Below are 16,569 nucleotides of genomic sequence, written 5' to 3'. Positions count from 1 at the left end.
ATATGAAAAAGAAATGCTTGCTACTCCTTACTGTCATGACGCTCACTATGGCGCAGCCCGCTCCCATCAAAGCGCAGTCAGTCACGGACCTGTTGCAGCAACTGGCTTTAGACTACCAGAAATTGGCCGGGTTAAAAAGTATTTTAAAACAGATGTACCAGGGATATGAGGTGGTCGATAAGGGATTTAATTCCGTTAAGGATGTTTCCAAAGGGAATTTCAGTCTGCACGAAGCCTTTTTAAACGGCCTGATGGTGGTCAGCCCCGCCGTACGAAAATACCCCCGTGTAAAAGATATTATCAGCGACCAGGCGTCCCTGATCAGCGAATACAAGTCTGCTTATAACACGTTCCGGCAGAACACCCATTTCAATCCCGATGAACTCAGTTACATGGGGATGATCTATAACAACCTCGTCAGTCAGAGCCTGCAAAACCTCGACGAGCTCAGCCTGGTCATGGGGGATAACCAGCTCCGCATGAGCCATGATGAACGCTTGCAGGCCATCGACCGCATCTACGCGGACGGTCACAACCAGCTCACCTTCTTACGGAAGTTCAATAACCAGGTGCAAAGCATTGCCCTAACGAGGGCAAAGGCAGCGGGCGATAACCAGTCCATTCAGAAACTATACGGCATACCACAGTAATCAACTAAAAAATATGAAAAAACGAACCGTAAAGGTTGCTTTGACAGCAGCCATAGCCACGCTTTTGCCTTGTTTATCCCATGCGCAGGGAACAGCCGAAAGCATCCACAGCCTGCAAGGCGTGCTCGACAACCTCTATGACCAGATGATGCCGCTCTGCAAAAACATGATCGATATCGGCCGGGGTATCGGCGGTTTTGCAGCCATGTGGTTTATTGCCGTGCGTGTCTGGCGGCATATCGCCGCAGCTGAACCCATTGACCTTTATCCCTTGCTGCGCCCGTTCGCCATCGGCTTTTGCATCCTGGTCTTTCCATCGGTGCTGGCGCTAATCAACGGGGTGCTGAAACCCACAGTTACCGCCACCGCCGCCATGGTCGGCAATTCCAACCGGGCGATCGAGGTGATGCTGGACGGCAATAAACAGAACACGGTTGAACCGGGGATGCAGCCTGGAAACTCAGATCCTGACAAGTGGTACCAGTACACCCACCCGGATAACAGTTCCGCCGCCCCCAATGGCAACCCCATTGCAGAACAGTTCTCAGGCTGGGGCATCAAAAACTGGATCAAACGGGGAATATATGAGTTCCTGAACATCTGTTTTGAAGCGGCTGCCCTGGTCATTGATACCATCCGGACATTCAAGCTCATCGTGCTGGCCATTCTCGGCCCCCTTTGTTTTGGGCTAAGCCTGTTCGACGGTTTTCAGCATACCATCAAGCAATGGCTTGCCCGCTATGTCAACGTGTATATGTGGCTGCCGGTAGCCAACATCTTCGGCGCCATCATCAGCAAGGTGCAGGAAAACATGTCCCATATCCAGCAGGCAGGTGGGGCAAACAACCAGATCGTCAGCGAAACCAATTCAGCGTACCTCATATTTATGCTGATCGGCATCGTCGGCTACTTCACCGTTCCGGCCATCGCAGGGTATATCATGAATGTCGGCGGCCATGCGCTGCTCTCCAAGGTGAGTTCGGTGGCCGGTATGGCTACAGGCTCCGCCGCTACCGGGGCCGCGTCCGGCGCTGCCGGTACAGCAAGCGGTATTGCCAACTTCGGTAAACACTTCAATGAAGGCTATTCCGGCCAGGACGGCGGTTCAGGTGCCGCCGGTGCCATAGGCAGGGCGCTGGGCCGAAGCGGCGCTTACATGGCAGACAAACTATCCGGCAAATCTTAACCCATCCTTTTACCCAAAAAACAGAACAGCTATGTTTCAGCAGCTAAAAAATATCGATACCGCATTCAAACATATCAAAACATTCAGTTTGGTATTGATTGTAGCCTGCACCGCGATCTGCGGCTTCACGGTCTACAAAAGTTATGAGTTTGTGCGAAACGCACAGCAGCATATTTATATCCTGGCCAGCGGCAAAGCGCTGGAAGCGTTCAGCGCAGACCGGACGGCTAACATCCCGGTGGAAGCCCGCGACCATATCAGGATGTTCCACCAGTATTTTTTTACCCTCGACCCGGACGATAAGGTCATTCAGTCCAATATCACCAGGGCTTTATACCTCGCCGATAATTCAGCGGAAAGGGCTTACAGCAACCTCAAAGAACAGGGCTATTATTCCGATCTCATTTCGGCCAATATCAGCCAGCAGGTGAGTATTGACAGCGTACAGGTGGATATCAGCCAGTACCCCTATGCCTTTCATTGTTACGGTAAGGAAAAACTCATCCGTTCTACATCCATCGTAACCCGCAGCCTGATCACCGAAGGTTACCTGCGCAGCGTGCAGCGTTCCGATAACAACCCGCACGGCTTTTTGATCGAAAAATGGAACATCCTTGAAAACCGGGATTTAAAAACGGAGAACCGGTAATGGGAACCGCTGTATCAAACAGGCAACTGCCTGTCGGCCTATTTGCCGTCCTTGGAGCGAGCATACAAGCTACCGGGCCACCGTAACGATCAGGAAGCAGTAAACTTTTTATCAAACCATTTAAAAACAATGACTATGCAAAATGACATAAAAAATAAACGGCAGCTTAAATTCCTGTTAGTCCTGCCGGTATTGGTGATCCCATTCGCCACGCTGTTCTTCTGGTCGCTCGGCGGCGGCGCTAATGCCAAAGCAGGCAGCAACCAGGTAGCTACGGGACTGAACAGCCGCCTGCCCGGTGCGCAACTGAAATCCGACAGCACCGAAAATAAATTGTCCTTTTACCAGCAGGCGGAAAAGGATTCCGCAAAAATCAAGGAGGCCATCAAGGACGACCCTTACTATAAACGCTATATAAAGGACAGCACCGTAGCGGACACGGTACACAAAAGCAGCAACCGGCCTGTAGGCAACAGCCTGGGTGCAGGTAATTACCACGCAGGACTGATTACAAGCAGCAGCAAGGGGACATTGGGCCAAAATGAAGCGGAGATCAACCGGAAATTGGCACAGCTACAGCGACAGGTCAGCCAGCCGGAGACCGCAACAGTAACCGCTGCGCCACAACCGGAAACAGCCACTCAAAGCCAGTTACAGGCAATGGTACAGCAGATGAACAGCAGCAAGGGGGAAGACCCGGAATTAAAACAGTTGAGCGAGATGCTCAGCCAGATCCAGGAGATCCAGAATCCCGGCCTCGCCCGCCAGCGGCTCAGAGAGCAGTCCGAAAAAAACAAGGGGCTGGTGTTCGCGGTAAGCCCGGCTGAGGCTGGCGAGGGAGGCTCGCTGATGCCCGGTACGGATACCACCCCGGCTAACCGGTTGTTGCAAAGCAATGGATTTTTCGGTTTGCAGGACAATAACACGAACAGTCAGGACAATGCCGTTCCTGTCGTCATCCACGAAACGCAGACCCTCACGACAGGAGCGACCGTTAAGATGCGCCTGCTCGAAGACCTCTACGTTGGCGGCAGGCTCATCCCTAAAGACAATTTTGTCTTTGGCACATGCAGCCTTGAAGGAGAGCGGTTAACCGTTGAAGTAAAAACCATCCGATACCAGGCGTCCGTTTACCCGGTATCGCTGTCTGTTTTCGACCAGGACGGACTGGCAGGATTATATATCCCAGGTGCGATCACCCGCGACGCGGCCAAACAGGGGGCAGACCAGGCCATTCAGGGGCTGGACATTTATTCCATGTCCCCATCGGTCGGCGCACAGGCGGCCAGCGCCGGGATACAGGCCGCCAAGGGATTGTTCAGCAAAAAGGCGAAGCTGGTCAAGGTAACCGTCAAAGCGGGCTATGGCATTTTACTGGTCAACAGCAATCAACTCAGCCAATAACCATTTATTCATCCAATTCAATTTTAACACAATGGAAAAATTCATCACCGGCATATTGATCTATGCCTTGCTGCCCTGCCTGCACGGCATGGCCCAGCAGCTTAAAAACTTCGACTCGTCTGCCGTTATCGTACCGTACCGCCTGGAGGTTACCGACCAGAAGACAACGGTTCTATTATTCCCTTCGGCCATCAAAAGCGTTGACCGGGGCAGCAGGGGCATCCTTGCAGAAAAGGTAAAAGAAGCCGAAAATATCCTGAAGGTCAAGGCCGAACGCCAGGGCCTTCCCGAAAGCAACCTGAGCGTGGTCACCGGCGACGGCAAGCTGTACAGCTTTACCGTACAGGTGGACAGCAACCCGGCCTACCAGGCGCTTGACCTGCGCCAGCAGCAATCACAGGAGCAAGCGGCGGTTCGTTTTAAGGAGGTACAGCTCAATGAAGCTGACATCAGGAACATCGCGGTAAAAGTGGCCGCTCAAAAAGGGTTCCTGCATAATCATGATAAAACGGCAAAAATGAAAATGAGCCTGAAAGGGATTTATGTGTGCAAAAACGTGCTTTTCTACCAGCTGGTCATAAAGAACAAATCCCACATGGATTATCCCGTTGATTTCAGCCGGTTCTATATCCGCGATGACAAACGGTTGAAAAGGATGGCTATACAGGAACAGGAGGTGCGCCCCATCTGGTCCAATGCGGACAGTACAGGTATCATTCCGGGCGGCAGCACCCGCACACTGGTATTTGCCTTTAAACAGTTCACCATCGCAGACCATAAAAACCTGGCGGTGGAACTCTATGAGCAGAACGGCGACCGGCACCTGTCCGTACCGGTGAGCGGCAAAGAGATCCTCGAAGCCAGGACGATACAATAATTAATGATTGGCCATTAAAATAATTGTCATGAACGTTGAAATGGAACATACGGCACAACTGCTTGATTTTTTGGACCGTGCCAAAGAAGAGGGGAAGAACTGGGTGGCCTTTAACGACCTGCACGATGCAACGTTGCTGCCGGAGCAAATGCACGCTTTCCACTCCGCAGCGGACGCGGAATACTTTTGCAGCGGCCATAATTATGAAGCTGCGCAGCTTTCCGAACACCTGCCCGGCTACATCGGCCAGCCAGCCTATTACCATTACATGGCCATTGATTCCCTGCGTTACGCCATAACAGGGCAGAGCGGCAAGTTGCCGGAAGTTTCCATGAGCGAGGTATCCCACCTGTTGCAGCAACAATCCCTGTACCTGTTGCCGGGCGGCCAGTATGACCGGATGGAAGCCGTATTCCAGCACGGAGAGCTGTTCCCGGTCACCTGGAAAAAGGCAGTCATCCCGGCCGATGAAGTAGTTCAATACCATGTGGTGCAACATGAACACACGGGTGGGCAGGTGTACGAAATAGGGCACAGGCACCGCGTACTGGAATCTTTTACAGATTTTGAACAGGCCCGCCTGTACATGGAGGGCGGCGTAAACCTGTCGGAGTCCATGCGGGAAAAATACGATTACCTGTTGGTCGGCCAATTCCGGGATAAACCGCTCAGGTTGGATGTGGAAGGCTACCCGGAACCCGGCTGCGGGCTGACCTTCATGACCGCGATCCGTCAATACAATACAGAAAGCAGAACTTCTGAATACGTATGGCACCCTGTTCATTCCCTGCATGACCCAGTATCGATAACACAACAGCTATTTGCCATTTACAATCCATCCGATAACCGGCTGAAAACCTATGATGGCAGCCTGATGGAAACCCGGCCGGAGGAAAACCTCGCTTCGGTCTATCCATCCTATTTTATGTATTACGATTCCATAACCATTAAAAATTCGATAAAAATGAACACAGAAAATTTAAAGTACCTGCAAGAAAACCTCAAATACACCGGTTTTGACACCTTGCTGAATGCCGAACTTGAAAAGAACATCGGGGAAAAAAAGCCCGAGTTCCAGTTAACACACTCCGCCAAAATCGGGCAGGACATGATGGAATATGCCCTGCATTTCAAGCAGGGGGATAAAAACGAAATGTACTTCTTCAACAGAATGGAAGCGACCCTGAAAAAACCGGGCGAAAATGAACAGGGGGTTACACAAACCTTTTATCAGAACCAGAACATCACCGCCAAGGAAGCCTACAACCTCCTGGATGGCCGCGCGGTACATAAGACCTACCATGTTTATGAGAAGATCGGTGAAGGCGAGCAGGCACAGTACAAACGTACCGATGAAACCTACAACACCTGGTTACAGGTAAACTTTGACAAAAAAGACAAGCACAACAATTTCGAGCTGAATAAATACCCCGAACGCTATGGCTTTGATGTCGAAAGGAGCCTCAAAGAAATGCCCCTCAAAGAACTGGATGATTACCAGACCACCGAACGCATCGTTAAATCCTTAAAGAAAGGGAATCTCGTGGAAGTAACGCTGAACAACAAAGATGTCGCTGAGAAGATCTTCCTGAAAGCCAACCCTCAGGACCGGGCGATCAACGCCTATGATGCCAATAAGAACCGCTTAGTTAAGGACGACCTGAAAATCGATGAAACAAAAAAAAAGCAACAACTGAATAATACGGAAGAACAGGCCCCCGAACAAAAGAAAAAACGGGGTCAAAAAATCTGATCTTTTATTGGGTTTACTGATATGCAGGTGGCCGCGCGGCCGCCTGCATTTAGTTTTTCTTGTATTTCGAATAGGCGAAGCAAGGGCATTCACAGTTTAATAATAACCGTTCTAATAAGTTATATTTCTCCAGTTTGCTAAGTTTACCGGTTGCTGCGCTCCAAATGTACGTATCCTAAACCAGGTATAACACCCTTGACCCGCTACTTTTTACCTGCATCATTTGAATAGGATGCGTCAATTTATTAAGGTATTGGGCTATTGCCATGCCATTGATGACCGGGAGATTCGCATTTGCCTGGCTGGTGATCGCTGTGCCCTTTTCCATATCAACAACTACGCAACCGGGGCAATTTCTTAGTAAAGGGGCCAATAGTGCGTAGCCCGGTTTAATTGTTACCACAAAACCACCGTTTATTGACAAGCCCAGCCCTAACGCAATCCTTTGCAGGGCAGTATATGCACCAGTTGTACTGGATTGATCCAATACAAACCGGGCACTACTTATCGAGGGGAAAAATAATATAAGGACTAAAACGAAAACCGTCGGCAAAAGTGGGTATGGCAGCGATTGGTGAATTTTCATAGTGGCAACGCAACCGGTTCCTCGCTTCATAATACAACGACACCGTAACCGACGATGATTGTACAAAGCTGCTAACAAAGTGGCTAAATATGCATATTTATTATTTCACCGGCAACTTATTTCGATTTAATATCTGGCCGTTCCCTGCGGGCCGGGCTGCCCGCTGCAAGTCCTCATTGCATTCCGGGCTATCCGCTCACATCCCTAACGGTTTGCTGTAGCTTTTTTCTACAAAGGAAGATCTTATAGTTCCTTTAATCCACTATATCGGCCTTATACCTTCCGCTATGCTATCGCATATTGCGAAAGGAATATGCCTTTCCATAGGCGTATTCCATTTCGCTATTCTTCGCCCCGCCACTCCTTACTTCCCTTCGCTGCACTGCGGTCATGCAGTCATGGCTTGTTGCTCATCATACGCGAAACCAAATACAGTTCTGTTGCCCGCTGTCGCGGGATTTTCCTGCTGCTGCTTCCGGTAACTGACTTAAATATCAACGAAATTAAAAGACACCTGTCCGATCTTTTTTCAATCGAAACGGATAAAAAGGCAGCTAAGGTATGGTGGCCAATAGCTGCCGCTTCGCTATGCCAAAAGACTACGGCATAAACGGCCGCCTCCCCTGAAGGGTCCCCTCCAATTATTCCGTTTCCTTTTGGCCTCACGCTATTTGCCCCCTGACTTACCTGCTTTCTTTTTTTCCGTTTTTCTTTTGAAAAAATGCTTTTCGGGGCAGGCGGCTTAAAAAAGGAAAAGTTAACAGAATCATTTATTCACTTTTTAAAAGCATGAGTTATGCAACAGATCACAGGAAAATTAACAGCGGATGCCACCGTAAAAACGTTGGAGAGTGGCAAAGAGGTCGTACGGTTCAGCATCGTGGACAACGACAGTTACAAACCGAAAGGCAGCGACGAAACAAAGCAAATCGCCACCTTTTTTAACTGCTCCTACTGGTTTAACACCAACGTGGCGAAAGTACTGCGCAAAGGGGCGGTAGTCCGGTTGGACGGTCGATTGAGCGCACGGGGTTATACCACCAATACCGGGGATAATGGGGCTTCGCTCGACTTCCTTGCCAACTACATTAATGTTTTGGCCTATGCGGCTAAAAAGGAAAGCGAAACCAATGCAGCCGCAACTGCTTCGGAAAAGGCAACGGACGAAAAGGACGACCTGCCATTCTAATCTATCCACATTCATTTAGTAACCATTTTAAATTAAAATATCATGGCACATAATATTTTTTTAAACGAGCAAACCGGGAAATACAGTTTTTTCAGCGTACAGCAGACTGCATGGCATGGCCTCGGCCAGATCGTTACCGATTACCCCACCAGTGAGGAAGCAATGAAGTTCGCCGGGCTGGATTACGTAGTGGAAAAACGCAAGCTCTACACGCCCGACAGTGGGGAAACCAATACGGACGGGGACACTCTTTTTACCGAAATGGAAGTCCCCAATTTCTTTGCCACCGTCCGCAAAGATACCGATGCGGTGTTAGGCGTAGTCGGCAAAGAATACCATATCGTACAGAATGCGGACGCATTCAGTTTTTTTGATGCCATCGTAGGCGGCGGCGAAGGGATTATGTACGAAACCGCCGGGGCTTTGGGCAAAAACGGTGAACGCATTTTTATCACCGCAAAAATGCCCGATTACATCCGGGTGGGCAACGATGACCTGATAGAAAAATATGTCTTCCTGACCACCTCCCATGACGGCACCGGGAGCATTACCGCAGCCCTGACCCCAACGCGGATAGTCTGCAACAACACGCTCAATGTCGCCTTGGGCAATTGCTCCAACGTGGTGAAAATCAGGCACACCCAAAGCGCCAACGAACGGCTGAAAGAAGCCCATAAGGTGATGGGCATGGTGAACAAATTAACGCCGATGCTCGAAGAAATCTATAACCAATGGGCAAAAGTCCGCATTACCGACAAACAGGTATTGCAGTTAATACAGTTGGCCATGTGTCCGAATAAGGAAGTACTAAGCAAACTTACTGCCGGGCAGTTTGACGAGACTTCGACCGCCTTTAAGAACATCTGCAATGATGCTTTTGAATATGCGATGACCAGCGAAACGCAGCAAATGGTGACCACCAAAGGCACCGTGTTCGGCTGCTTCAATGCCGTAACGGGCTACTTTCAGAATGTGCGCACCTACAAAGACGACACCGCAAAAATGAACAGCCTTTTAGATGGCGGGACAGCGCAGAGAAGGGCGCAGACCGCCTTTGACCTCTGCACTGCCTTTGCCAAAAACGGGGCGGACAGCCTGCAATTTAATTAACCATCAGGGCGGGACGGCTAACGTCCGTCCCGCTCTTTTTAATTCTAAAATCAGCAATATGAAAACGATAGGAAGTTTAAACAATGTGGAAAAGGCCAAACTATTGCACGACCTGTTCCCTGCCGAAATACCCGGTTTTATTGAATTTACCGCAGCCATGTGCCGCACCATCAAAGAAGAAGAAGCCACACAGCGGGAACGGTGGGAGGATGGCCTGTTCAGTTTTGATTTTTGGTTAGGGCTTGTAACGGAGGCCGAAACGAAAATCATACGGTATGGTATCAAGTTGGATAAAAGCAGCGGGTTATTTGCTGACCAGTTATTTAATGGCTATTTGGCCGTGTATGCCATCCATTGCCTGACCATTTACACTACCGTGAAGCAGCACCCCAACCGCAAATTTACCCTTGCCGTTGACCTGCTTTTCCGGTAACGGCAACTAACTAATTAATTATTCACTTTAAAAATTAAAAATCATGACAACGACCATAGTTAAGAAAACAAAAAAAACAGCGCATCATAAGAACGGGAAACCGTACAAAACCAATGCAGCCGCAATCAGTCCAATTGCAACAGAAGGCGTTTTAAAAAACGTGGCGGTCAGCGAAATCGACTTTAGCCCCCTTAATTACCGCAAATTCTATTCAGAAGCGGCCTTGGCGGATTTTGCAACCGAAATAGCCGTTCACGGCATTATCAGCCCTTTGACCCTCCGGGAACTGCCGGAAGGAAGGCATGAACTGGTAGCGGGTGAGCGCAGGTTAAGGGCGGCGCAGCTTGCCGGGCTGACCGAAGTACCCGCCGTCATCAAGGTGCTGACCGATGCCGAGGTTACCGAAATACAACTGGCCGAGAACCTGCAACGGGAAAACCCGCACCCGATGAACGAGGCACAGGCCATCGGGCTGATGCTACAGGTACACAAGACCATTGATGAAATTGCCGCCCGTTTAGGCAAGTCCAGAACCTTTGTGTACAGCCGTACACGGCTGTTAAACCTGATAGAACCCATACAGGAGATGTTTTTTGCCGATGCGCTGACCATACAGGAAGCTTTTGACATTGCCGCATTGGCAACGGAAGCACAGGAGGACTTTTTTGTACAGTACTGTTCGGACTGGAAGGAGCAAACGGGTTTCAGGGTTACCAACCTGCGTTATGCCCTCTCCCGGTTTAAGTATGATTTAAAGAATGCACCGTTCGATACCACGGATAAAAAATTAGTCCCCGGAATGGGTGCCTGTACCAACTGCCCCTTCAACTCAGCAACGTTGAAAAGCCTGTTCCCGGAACTGGCAGAACAGGCCACCTGTACCAAACCCGGTTGTTATCAGGCCAAATGCAACAGGCATTTTGTAGGGTTGATTACGGACGCATTGGATGGGGAGCAGCCCGATGCCCTGCTGTTCGACTGGGGCGTTCCCGAACCGTTGAAACAATTGCTGAACGGGTTGGAAGGGATTAAGGAACTGCCCCGGTTCGGGCGTAACGAGGTGGCGCTTTTTAAAGCCCCGGTGGAGCCGGACAAAAAGGATTACCATATCCCCTTTGATGATGACGAAGAAGAGCAGGAGGACGAAACGGCCATCCAGTTTGATGAAGACGGCTATCAGGATGCCCTATTGGAATACAGGGCGGAACTCGAAGAATACCACAGGCATGTGCAGGACGGGGATTTAAAGAAAGGGCTGTTGATTTTAACCGATGCTGCCGAACTGGTGCTGTTCTCCGAACGCACCCACGAAGAGGATAACAGGCAGACCGTTACCGCCAAAGAAGTACAGGAGGCCATTAAGTCAGGCGAGGCCACGCCGGAACTGTTGGAAGCGGAAATTACCCGCCTGAACGAACGGGAAAAGAGGGCAAGGGAACTCGATCGGGAGAAAAACCAGTTGACCATCCATACCGCCTTTACCGAGGCCATCAGCGACCCGCAGAACGTAACGGATTTAACGGATGCCGACAGGGTTGCAGCAAGGCTATTGGTGTACCAGTCTTTGGACTGGTCTATGAAACGCAACGTGGACAATGTTCTTTTTGCAGAAGGGACAGTAAATGAAAACGGGGAGCGGTTAACGCTTTACGAACAATTGCAAAACCTGACCGAACAGCAATACAGCTACCTGATACGGGCTGCATTGGTTGGCAAATCAGATAGCAAGCTGCCCAATACGCCTACCGGGGAAATGACCCGTAGGGTGGCCGAAAGCGCAGGGATAGATATTAACGGTATCGAACAACAGCAACAGGCGAAAGCGGACGACCGCAAAGAGAAACTGGATGCAAGGGTAATGGAACTGCAAAAGAAAATCAGCAGGTTGACCGCCTTGGCAGAATAACACAATAATAGGATGTGCCGCCCTCAAAGCGGTGCATCCTTTACACTTAACAAATTTCCACATGAGCATTTTAGCCAATAAAACCGAAAAGGCGGCAGTTAAAACCATTGCACGCTGCCTGAAATATTTGGACGGACTGTCTGATCTGGAAATGACCGCCGAAGACGCTTTTGCCGCACGGGAAGCGGAGCGGCTGATAAAAGGCATCATGGAAACCAATGGATATACTACAGTCCGCATACCCGGCAGGGGTATAATTATCAAAAAAGTAAAATCATGACACTATGGAAAGGATAGAATTTATTGCGCAGTTCAAATCGTTCTTAATCATGAACGACCCGGCAATAGAAATAGAAAGGCTATTTATTAAGGCTATTGGCAGTGGTGCGGTTAACATATCCCGTGAGCCGCCGGGTAGTTACCGCCTTTGCATGATTGTTTACGCTGCAATCCTGCACCATATAGCCAGCGATTGGGAGCCATCAGGGAATGAGAACCAACAGGAACTAAGGAACCTGCAATCGTTTCTCCAACAACAGTAACTCCGAGCCGGGGGCTTCTTTCTTTTTCCGTACCAAAAGAAAGAAGCAAAGAAAACACGGTTGATGATTTTTGTTGCTTCTATGCCACATTTGTCAAATGTCAATGACCCGTTAACCGTTTTTATTTTCTGATTAATTTACGAAAAGGATAAGTTATGTTAGTACTGACCATCTTCTATATCGTAGGGATCGTATGTGTATTACTGTCCCTTTATTTGAGCTACTGGCGCGGCAAACGCAAATTCAACCGGCGTAATATGGCCGGGCTGGAAGTGTTTAAATCCTACGAAAGCTCCGTTTTTTCCACCTTGCTCGAAAACTGTGCGGCCTTCCTTTCCACCTTTCTCATTATTATCGGGTTGATCATCCTGTTGGCGGCCATCTTTGACAAAGATGATATTGTGAAAATCACCCACTGGTGATATATGGTAGGTATATTATTAGCTAATCACCCCGAATAATCAAACCTCAAAAGTCTTTAAATGTCTGAATTTGTATGCTTTATTATAAGCCTACCATTGATTGTTTTATCTTTAGTATAGGTAATTATACCTTGGTCAAATTTAAACGTGTTTTTATGTCCTTTGCCGTTACTAATGGGTTAAGACCCGCTGATGTTGTTATTGTCCCTAAGAGTGAGTTGCAATTAATTGCTCACTATCTGGTTTATATGGGAATAGACGCGAATGGTACTCATTTTTATTTGGAAAATAACCAACATGTAGGAGTAAGATGGGTTACCGAAACCGAACTTAACCTTGAAAACTCAATCGTTAAAAGGATTCGCCTTTTTAATGGGGACGACCATCAAAGAAATGAAGCCATAAAAAAAGCGGTCTCATTAATTGGTCAAAACTACGATCTTGCTAAATTCAATTGCGAGAATTTTGCAAATGTGGTGCAAACTGGATATTCATATAGCAAACAAGTTGACTTTGTAAACGGTGTTTTGGTAGCAGGGGGAATAATCCTGCTTGGGAGATTGTTTTTTGGAAACGATTAACTTTGGTGACAAAACTCCAGATGTATTTTCTTTTTTCTAAAAGATGATTTGATTTATTCTGTTGAAATCCTATATTTGCACTCCACAAAACGGGGAATTAGCTCATTTGGTAGAGCGCTTCCATGGCATGGAAGAGGTGAGCGGTTCGATCCCGCTATTCTCCACAAACTTTAGAAAAGTTGTCAACTTTGTTGGCAACTTTTTTATGTAATTCAGGTTTGCTTATATTACGTACTTAATATTCGTCATCATCGTTAGCGCCTAATCCGAATTTCGTGGATTTTAGATTTCGGCTACAGAATTTTGGCGGGTGCATTCTACCAGGAGATGGGTAAACACTATAAGTTCTGTTTTGTTGATACTTTATCATTCCTAAATCGGTCATTCTGATTTGTAAAATGACTCTACTCACCTCGAAAATAAATCTAAGAATAAATAAAGTCTTCTAATATTAAGGGAATTGATAATGAATTATTTGCTGTATTTTATTTTTATTCTCTTATTTTTATGATGATAAACTTATACCGTATAATCGGATGTACGAGCAATCACAGAGTCATTCTAATCCTATTTGGCATATTGAATATGGTGAATCCTTAAAAAACATACGCAGTTTATCACCAACCTCCGTACATCAAGCTGTGTTCGGATTGTTTGAGCAAGGCCAATTTTTTGCAACCATACATGCAGGTGGGCATCGTTATGTTGACTTTAAACCGGACAATATTGGCGTTTTACCTTTTGGTAAACCAATAATAATCGATCCAGGTGGTATATATAAATCGCCAATTATTGCTATTGAAATGATCAATGATTTTGTTGTACCATATTTACATTATCCAAAAGAGTTATTTTATGTGTTCGTAAAAGGATATTTATATGAGGCACAAATAAGAATTGATCCTTTTCATTCTTCTTTTACCAGAGATATGATGGTCTTGTTGGGCATTGAGTTGGGTAATGAATCAGAAACTATATTACCAGTAATATCTATTTTTTGCAAAAAATTCTCAGATATACAGACTATCTATTTCGAAGATTACCGAGAATATTCTGATAGTCATATCATTCCCTTTTTGAAATTATGTAATCTAAGAATTTGTGTTCATCCACAGCGAATACCGAACATACATGATACCATCCGTTCTTATTTAAGTATTAAGGGCAAAGAAGTTGAATTACCAAACGAATTGTCGCTGTCAGATATTTGTGATTTATTTGAGACGCCAAATTGGCTTACATCTGCAATTAAAAAATCACCTGAATCATCAATAAGCATTTTTAGCCGATTAGACGGAGTGCCGTTATCTGCTGAAGCTATTTATCCCTGGAGCTTAAACGTCAGTCGACTGTTTGAATTGGCAAGTCGGTGTTCTCAATATAAATCAGAAATGCGCAGCGCAATGATTCAAGCTTTTAGGTTAACCTTGATAACATTTGCGAGATTTGAAAATATTGATTCATCTACATTTATTATATTTCAAACGATGCTATCGAGCGTTTCTGATGAGCGAGAATCACTGATGGTTGCTGAAAATATAAACCGATATAATTGGCATTTATTTGAGGTACTCTCATCCCAATCCAATACCTCAAGAGAGAAGGTCAAATTTAGTACAGTTGAAGAATCAATAAATCAAAGCATTCTCTTTCAAAAATTGGCGAATACTGATTACCAATTTTGGGTTGCCTCTGTTAAAAACGCTGGCTTTGGCATTTTCCCAGCGTGGGCCGTGGCGCGTCGCTTAATTGAAATGAGCAATAAATCTCTATTGGTTCTTTTTCATGGTCTTTGTGGTTTGCCTAATGAGCAAGAGTTACCCGCATTTCTTATTCGAGCGATTCAAGAAACATTACAATGCCGACAAATTTCATTTGATGAACTCTTTGAATGTGCCAAATTTCACAAGTGCACCGATCTGCTTTTTTCTTCCGAAGAGTCAATGTTAAAAGGTCTTGAATGGTGTAATTTTCTTGAGAAATTATTACAAACAGAAAAAATAAAATGCCAAGAATTTTTGACCGAACTATCGAAGCAAATGACAGATTTTTGTTTCGAAAATATTTTGGTTGATTTTCCAGGCGGTAAAATAAGGCACTCGCAACAGGATGTATTTCATGGCATAGGACAAACTTTTAAAAATGGCTACGATGATTGACGTTACAAAAACTGTTGTTGTTGATCGTTATTGGCATCACCGAATTTTTGTTCTTAATAAGAACTTGTCTGATGAAATGCTCGGTTATTTAAGAACATTTTCGTTGATAGGCTTTGAAACCGGCGGAGCAAGTGGTTTTGCCTCGGTAATAACGCATGACAATTTTTACAATGGAAAGCTTTATAGTTTCAACCACCGTGATTATGAAAAACTAAATGAAGTTTTCAAATACTTAGAAACAGAGTTGGACAAATTAATAGAGGATGAACTGTTGCAGAATGCCATCCGTTTATATAGCGCCAAGTCTGGAATCTTCGCGGAGAAAGAAAAAAGCGTGATTTTGTATGTAATTCGGATGCTTTCGCTTTCTGCAATTATTAACGGTACTTATTTATCTTCGCCAGAAAGATTAGCGATAACTGAGGCAATATGTTCATATTATAATATACAAACGAAAAAAACAACTATTGGAAATCTGATAGTTCTAAATTCTGATAACAATCTTCCATTTTTAAAGTCTATATCTGATTCGAAACTTTCACTAAACACTTTTACCTCAATATTGACTATGGACTCGAATGAAAAAACTTCGTCAGCGACTAAAAATAATGAAAGAAAGGATAAGCATGTATTTATATCTTATTTTCATGGTGACCATGAAAAAGTTGAGAGATTACGAGCTACGTTATTGAATGCCGGATTTACGGCTTGGTGGGATCAAGATATTTTACCCGGACAAAATTGGAAGTTTGAAATTAAACGAGCCCTGACAAGTGCGTTTTGTATGATGGTATGTTTTTCAGCCGAAATGTTGGAAAAAAACAAGTCCGGCATGTATCCAGAAATTTATGATGCGATTGAAATAACACGAACACTTCGGCAAGGCAGTATTTTTATAATTCCCGTTAGATTTTCAAAGTGTGAAATTCCAGCAATACCGATAACCGATAATACCACAATTAATCATTTACAATATATTGATCTTTTCTACGACACCCCGACACAAAAAATTAGCGAAGATAAGCTGATACGGGCAATTACTTTTGCCTTTGAAAATGTTCATTAAAAAATTTTCCATCTGAATAAGGTCATATTAAGTTTCTTTGATATTCATAGTTTTCA

Annotated in this window: 18 protein-coding genes and 1 tRNA gene; 18 read left to right on the top strand and 1 reads right to left on the bottom strand. The window is 46.0% G+C overall.

Translation table 11 applies throughout. The features are described from left to right. Window positions 1-2 precede the first annotated feature (2 nt). The 6 genes from MUCPA_RS00415 to MUCPA_RS35500 all read left to right on the top strand — a co-directional run bounded on the left by MUCPA_RS00415 (window position 3) and on the right by MUCPA_RS35500 (window position 6,519). Window positions 3-650, top strand: coding sequence for a hypothetical protein (locus tag MUCPA_RS00415; RefSeq protein ID WP_008503813.1), 648 nt, complete (start codon window positions 3-5; stop codon window positions 648-650). A gap of 13 nt (window positions 651-663) precedes the next feature. Beyond that, window positions 664-1,836 (top strand): conjugative transposon protein TraJ, encoded by a 1,173-nt coding sequence (gene traJ / locus MUCPA_RS00410; protein WP_008503812.1) that lies wholly within the window; start codon window positions 664-666, stop codon window positions 1,834-1,836. 31 nt (window positions 1,837-1,867) lie between these two features. Then, window positions 1,868-2,485, top strand: a complete 618-nt coding sequence (gene traK, locus MUCPA_RS00405) for a conjugative transposon protein TraK (protein WP_008503811.1) — start codon at window positions 1,868-1,870, stop codon at window positions 2,483-2,485. Between the two features lie 135 nt (window positions 2,486-2,620). Further along, window positions 2,621-3,889, top strand: a complete 1,269-nt coding sequence (gene traM / locus MUCPA_RS00400; protein ID WP_008503810.1) for a conjugative transposon protein TraM — start codon at window positions 2,621-2,623, stop codon at window positions 3,887-3,889. 31 nt (window positions 3,890-3,920) lie between these two features. Next, window positions 3,921-4,766: a conjugative transposon protein TraN gene (gene traN, locus MUCPA_RS00395; RefSeq protein ID WP_008503809.1), complete on the top strand. Its 846-nt coding sequence runs from the start codon at window positions 3,921-3,923 to the stop codon at window positions 4,764-4,766. Window positions 4,767-4,794: 28 nt separating this feature from the next. Beyond that, window positions 4,795-6,519 (top strand): hypothetical protein, encoded by a 1,725-nt coding sequence (locus tag MUCPA_RS35500; protein WP_008503808.1) that lies wholly within the window; start codon window positions 4,795-4,797, stop codon window positions 6,517-6,519. Between the two features lie 175 nt (window positions 6,520-6,694). Here MUCPA_RS35500 and MUCPA_RS38065 read toward each other — a convergent pair whose 3' ends face one another. Then, entirely contained in the window at window positions 6,695-7,105 is a 411-nt protein-coding gene (locus MUCPA_RS38065) for a hypothetical protein (RefSeq protein ID WP_169316140.1), read from the bottom strand. Between the two features lie 313 nt (window positions 7,106-7,418). Between MUCPA_RS38065 and MUCPA_RS00380 the strand changes: the two genes are divergently transcribed. The 12 genes from MUCPA_RS00380 (at window position 7,419) to MUCPA_RS00325 (ending at window position 16,513) form a co-directional block, all read left to right on the top strand. After that, window positions 7,419-7,715, top strand: coding sequence for a hypothetical protein (locus MUCPA_RS00380; RefSeq protein ID WP_157543777.1), 297 nt, complete (start codon window positions 7,419-7,421; stop codon window positions 7,713-7,715). 186 nt (window positions 7,716-7,901) lie between these two features. Then, entirely contained in the window at window positions 7,902-8,294 is a 393-nt protein-coding gene (locus MUCPA_RS00375) for a single-stranded DNA-binding protein (RefSeq protein WP_008503804.1), read from the top strand. A gap of 42 nt (window positions 8,295-8,336) precedes the next feature. Next, window positions 8,337-9,404: a DUF932 domain-containing protein gene (locus MUCPA_RS00370; protein WP_008503803.1), complete on the top strand. Its 1,068-nt coding sequence runs from the start codon at window positions 8,337-8,339 to the stop codon at window positions 9,402-9,404. 58 nt (window positions 9,405-9,462) lie between these two features. Next, window positions 9,463-9,837 carry a hypothetical protein gene (locus MUCPA_RS00365; protein ID WP_008503802.1) on the top strand — a complete coding sequence of 125 codons (375 nt, stop codon included), beginning with the start codon at window positions 9,463-9,465 and terminating at the stop codon, window positions 9,835-9,837. A 43-nt stretch (window positions 9,838-9,880) separates the two neighbouring features. Continuing rightward, window positions 9,881-11,743, top strand: coding sequence for a ParB/RepB/Spo0J family partition protein (locus MUCPA_RS00360; protein WP_008503801.1), 1,863 nt, complete (start codon window positions 9,881-9,883; stop codon window positions 11,741-11,743). 61 nt (window positions 11,744-11,804) lie between these two features. Beyond that, on the top strand, window positions 11,805-12,023 hold the full coding sequence (locus MUCPA_RS00355) for a hypothetical protein (protein WP_008503800.1): 219 nt from the start codon (window positions 11,805-11,807) through the stop codon (window positions 12,021-12,023). A 4-nt stretch (window positions 12,024-12,027) separates the two neighbouring features. Next, window positions 12,028-12,285 carry a hypothetical protein gene (locus MUCPA_RS00350; RefSeq protein WP_008503799.1) on the top strand — a complete coding sequence of 86 codons (258 nt, stop codon included), beginning with the start codon at window positions 12,028-12,030 and terminating at the stop codon, window positions 12,283-12,285. 155 nt (window positions 12,286-12,440) lie between these two features. After that, a complete protein-coding gene (locus tag MUCPA_RS00345) occupies window positions 12,441-12,707 on the top strand; it encodes a hypothetical protein (protein WP_008503798.1) in 267 nt (88 codons plus the stop codon). A 74-nt stretch (window positions 12,708-12,781) separates the two neighbouring features. Next, window positions 12,782-13,288, top strand: coding sequence for a lecithin retinol acyltransferase family protein (locus MUCPA_RS00340; RefSeq protein WP_008503797.1), 507 nt, complete (start codon window positions 12,782-12,784; stop codon window positions 13,286-13,288). A gap of 91 nt (window positions 13,289-13,379) precedes the next feature. Continuing rightward, window positions 13,380-13,452 (top strand) — tRNA-Ala (locus tag MUCPA_RS00335). Window positions 13,453-13,824: 372 nt separating this feature from the next. Further along, on the top strand, window positions 13,825-15,447 hold the full coding sequence (locus tag MUCPA_RS00330) for a hypothetical protein (protein WP_008503796.1): 1,623 nt from the start codon (window positions 13,825-13,827) through the stop codon (window positions 15,445-15,447). Beyond that, window positions 15,440-16,513 (top strand): toll/interleukin-1 receptor domain-containing protein, encoded by a 1,074-nt coding sequence (locus tag MUCPA_RS00325; protein WP_008503795.1) that lies wholly within the window; start codon window positions 15,440-15,442, stop codon window positions 16,511-16,513. The genes MUCPA_RS00330 and MUCPA_RS00325 overlap by 8 nt, the downstream gene beginning before the upstream one ends. The last annotated feature ends 56 nt before the right edge of the window (window positions 16,514-16,569 follow it).

The organism is Mucilaginibacter paludis DSM 18603 (genome assembly GCF_000166195.2).
In the GTDB taxonomy this organism is placed as follows: Bacteria; Bacteroidota; Bacteroidia; order Sphingobacteriales; family Sphingobacteriaceae; genus Mucilaginibacter; species Mucilaginibacter paludis.
This window is presented reverse-complemented; position numbering and strand designations above follow the sequence as displayed.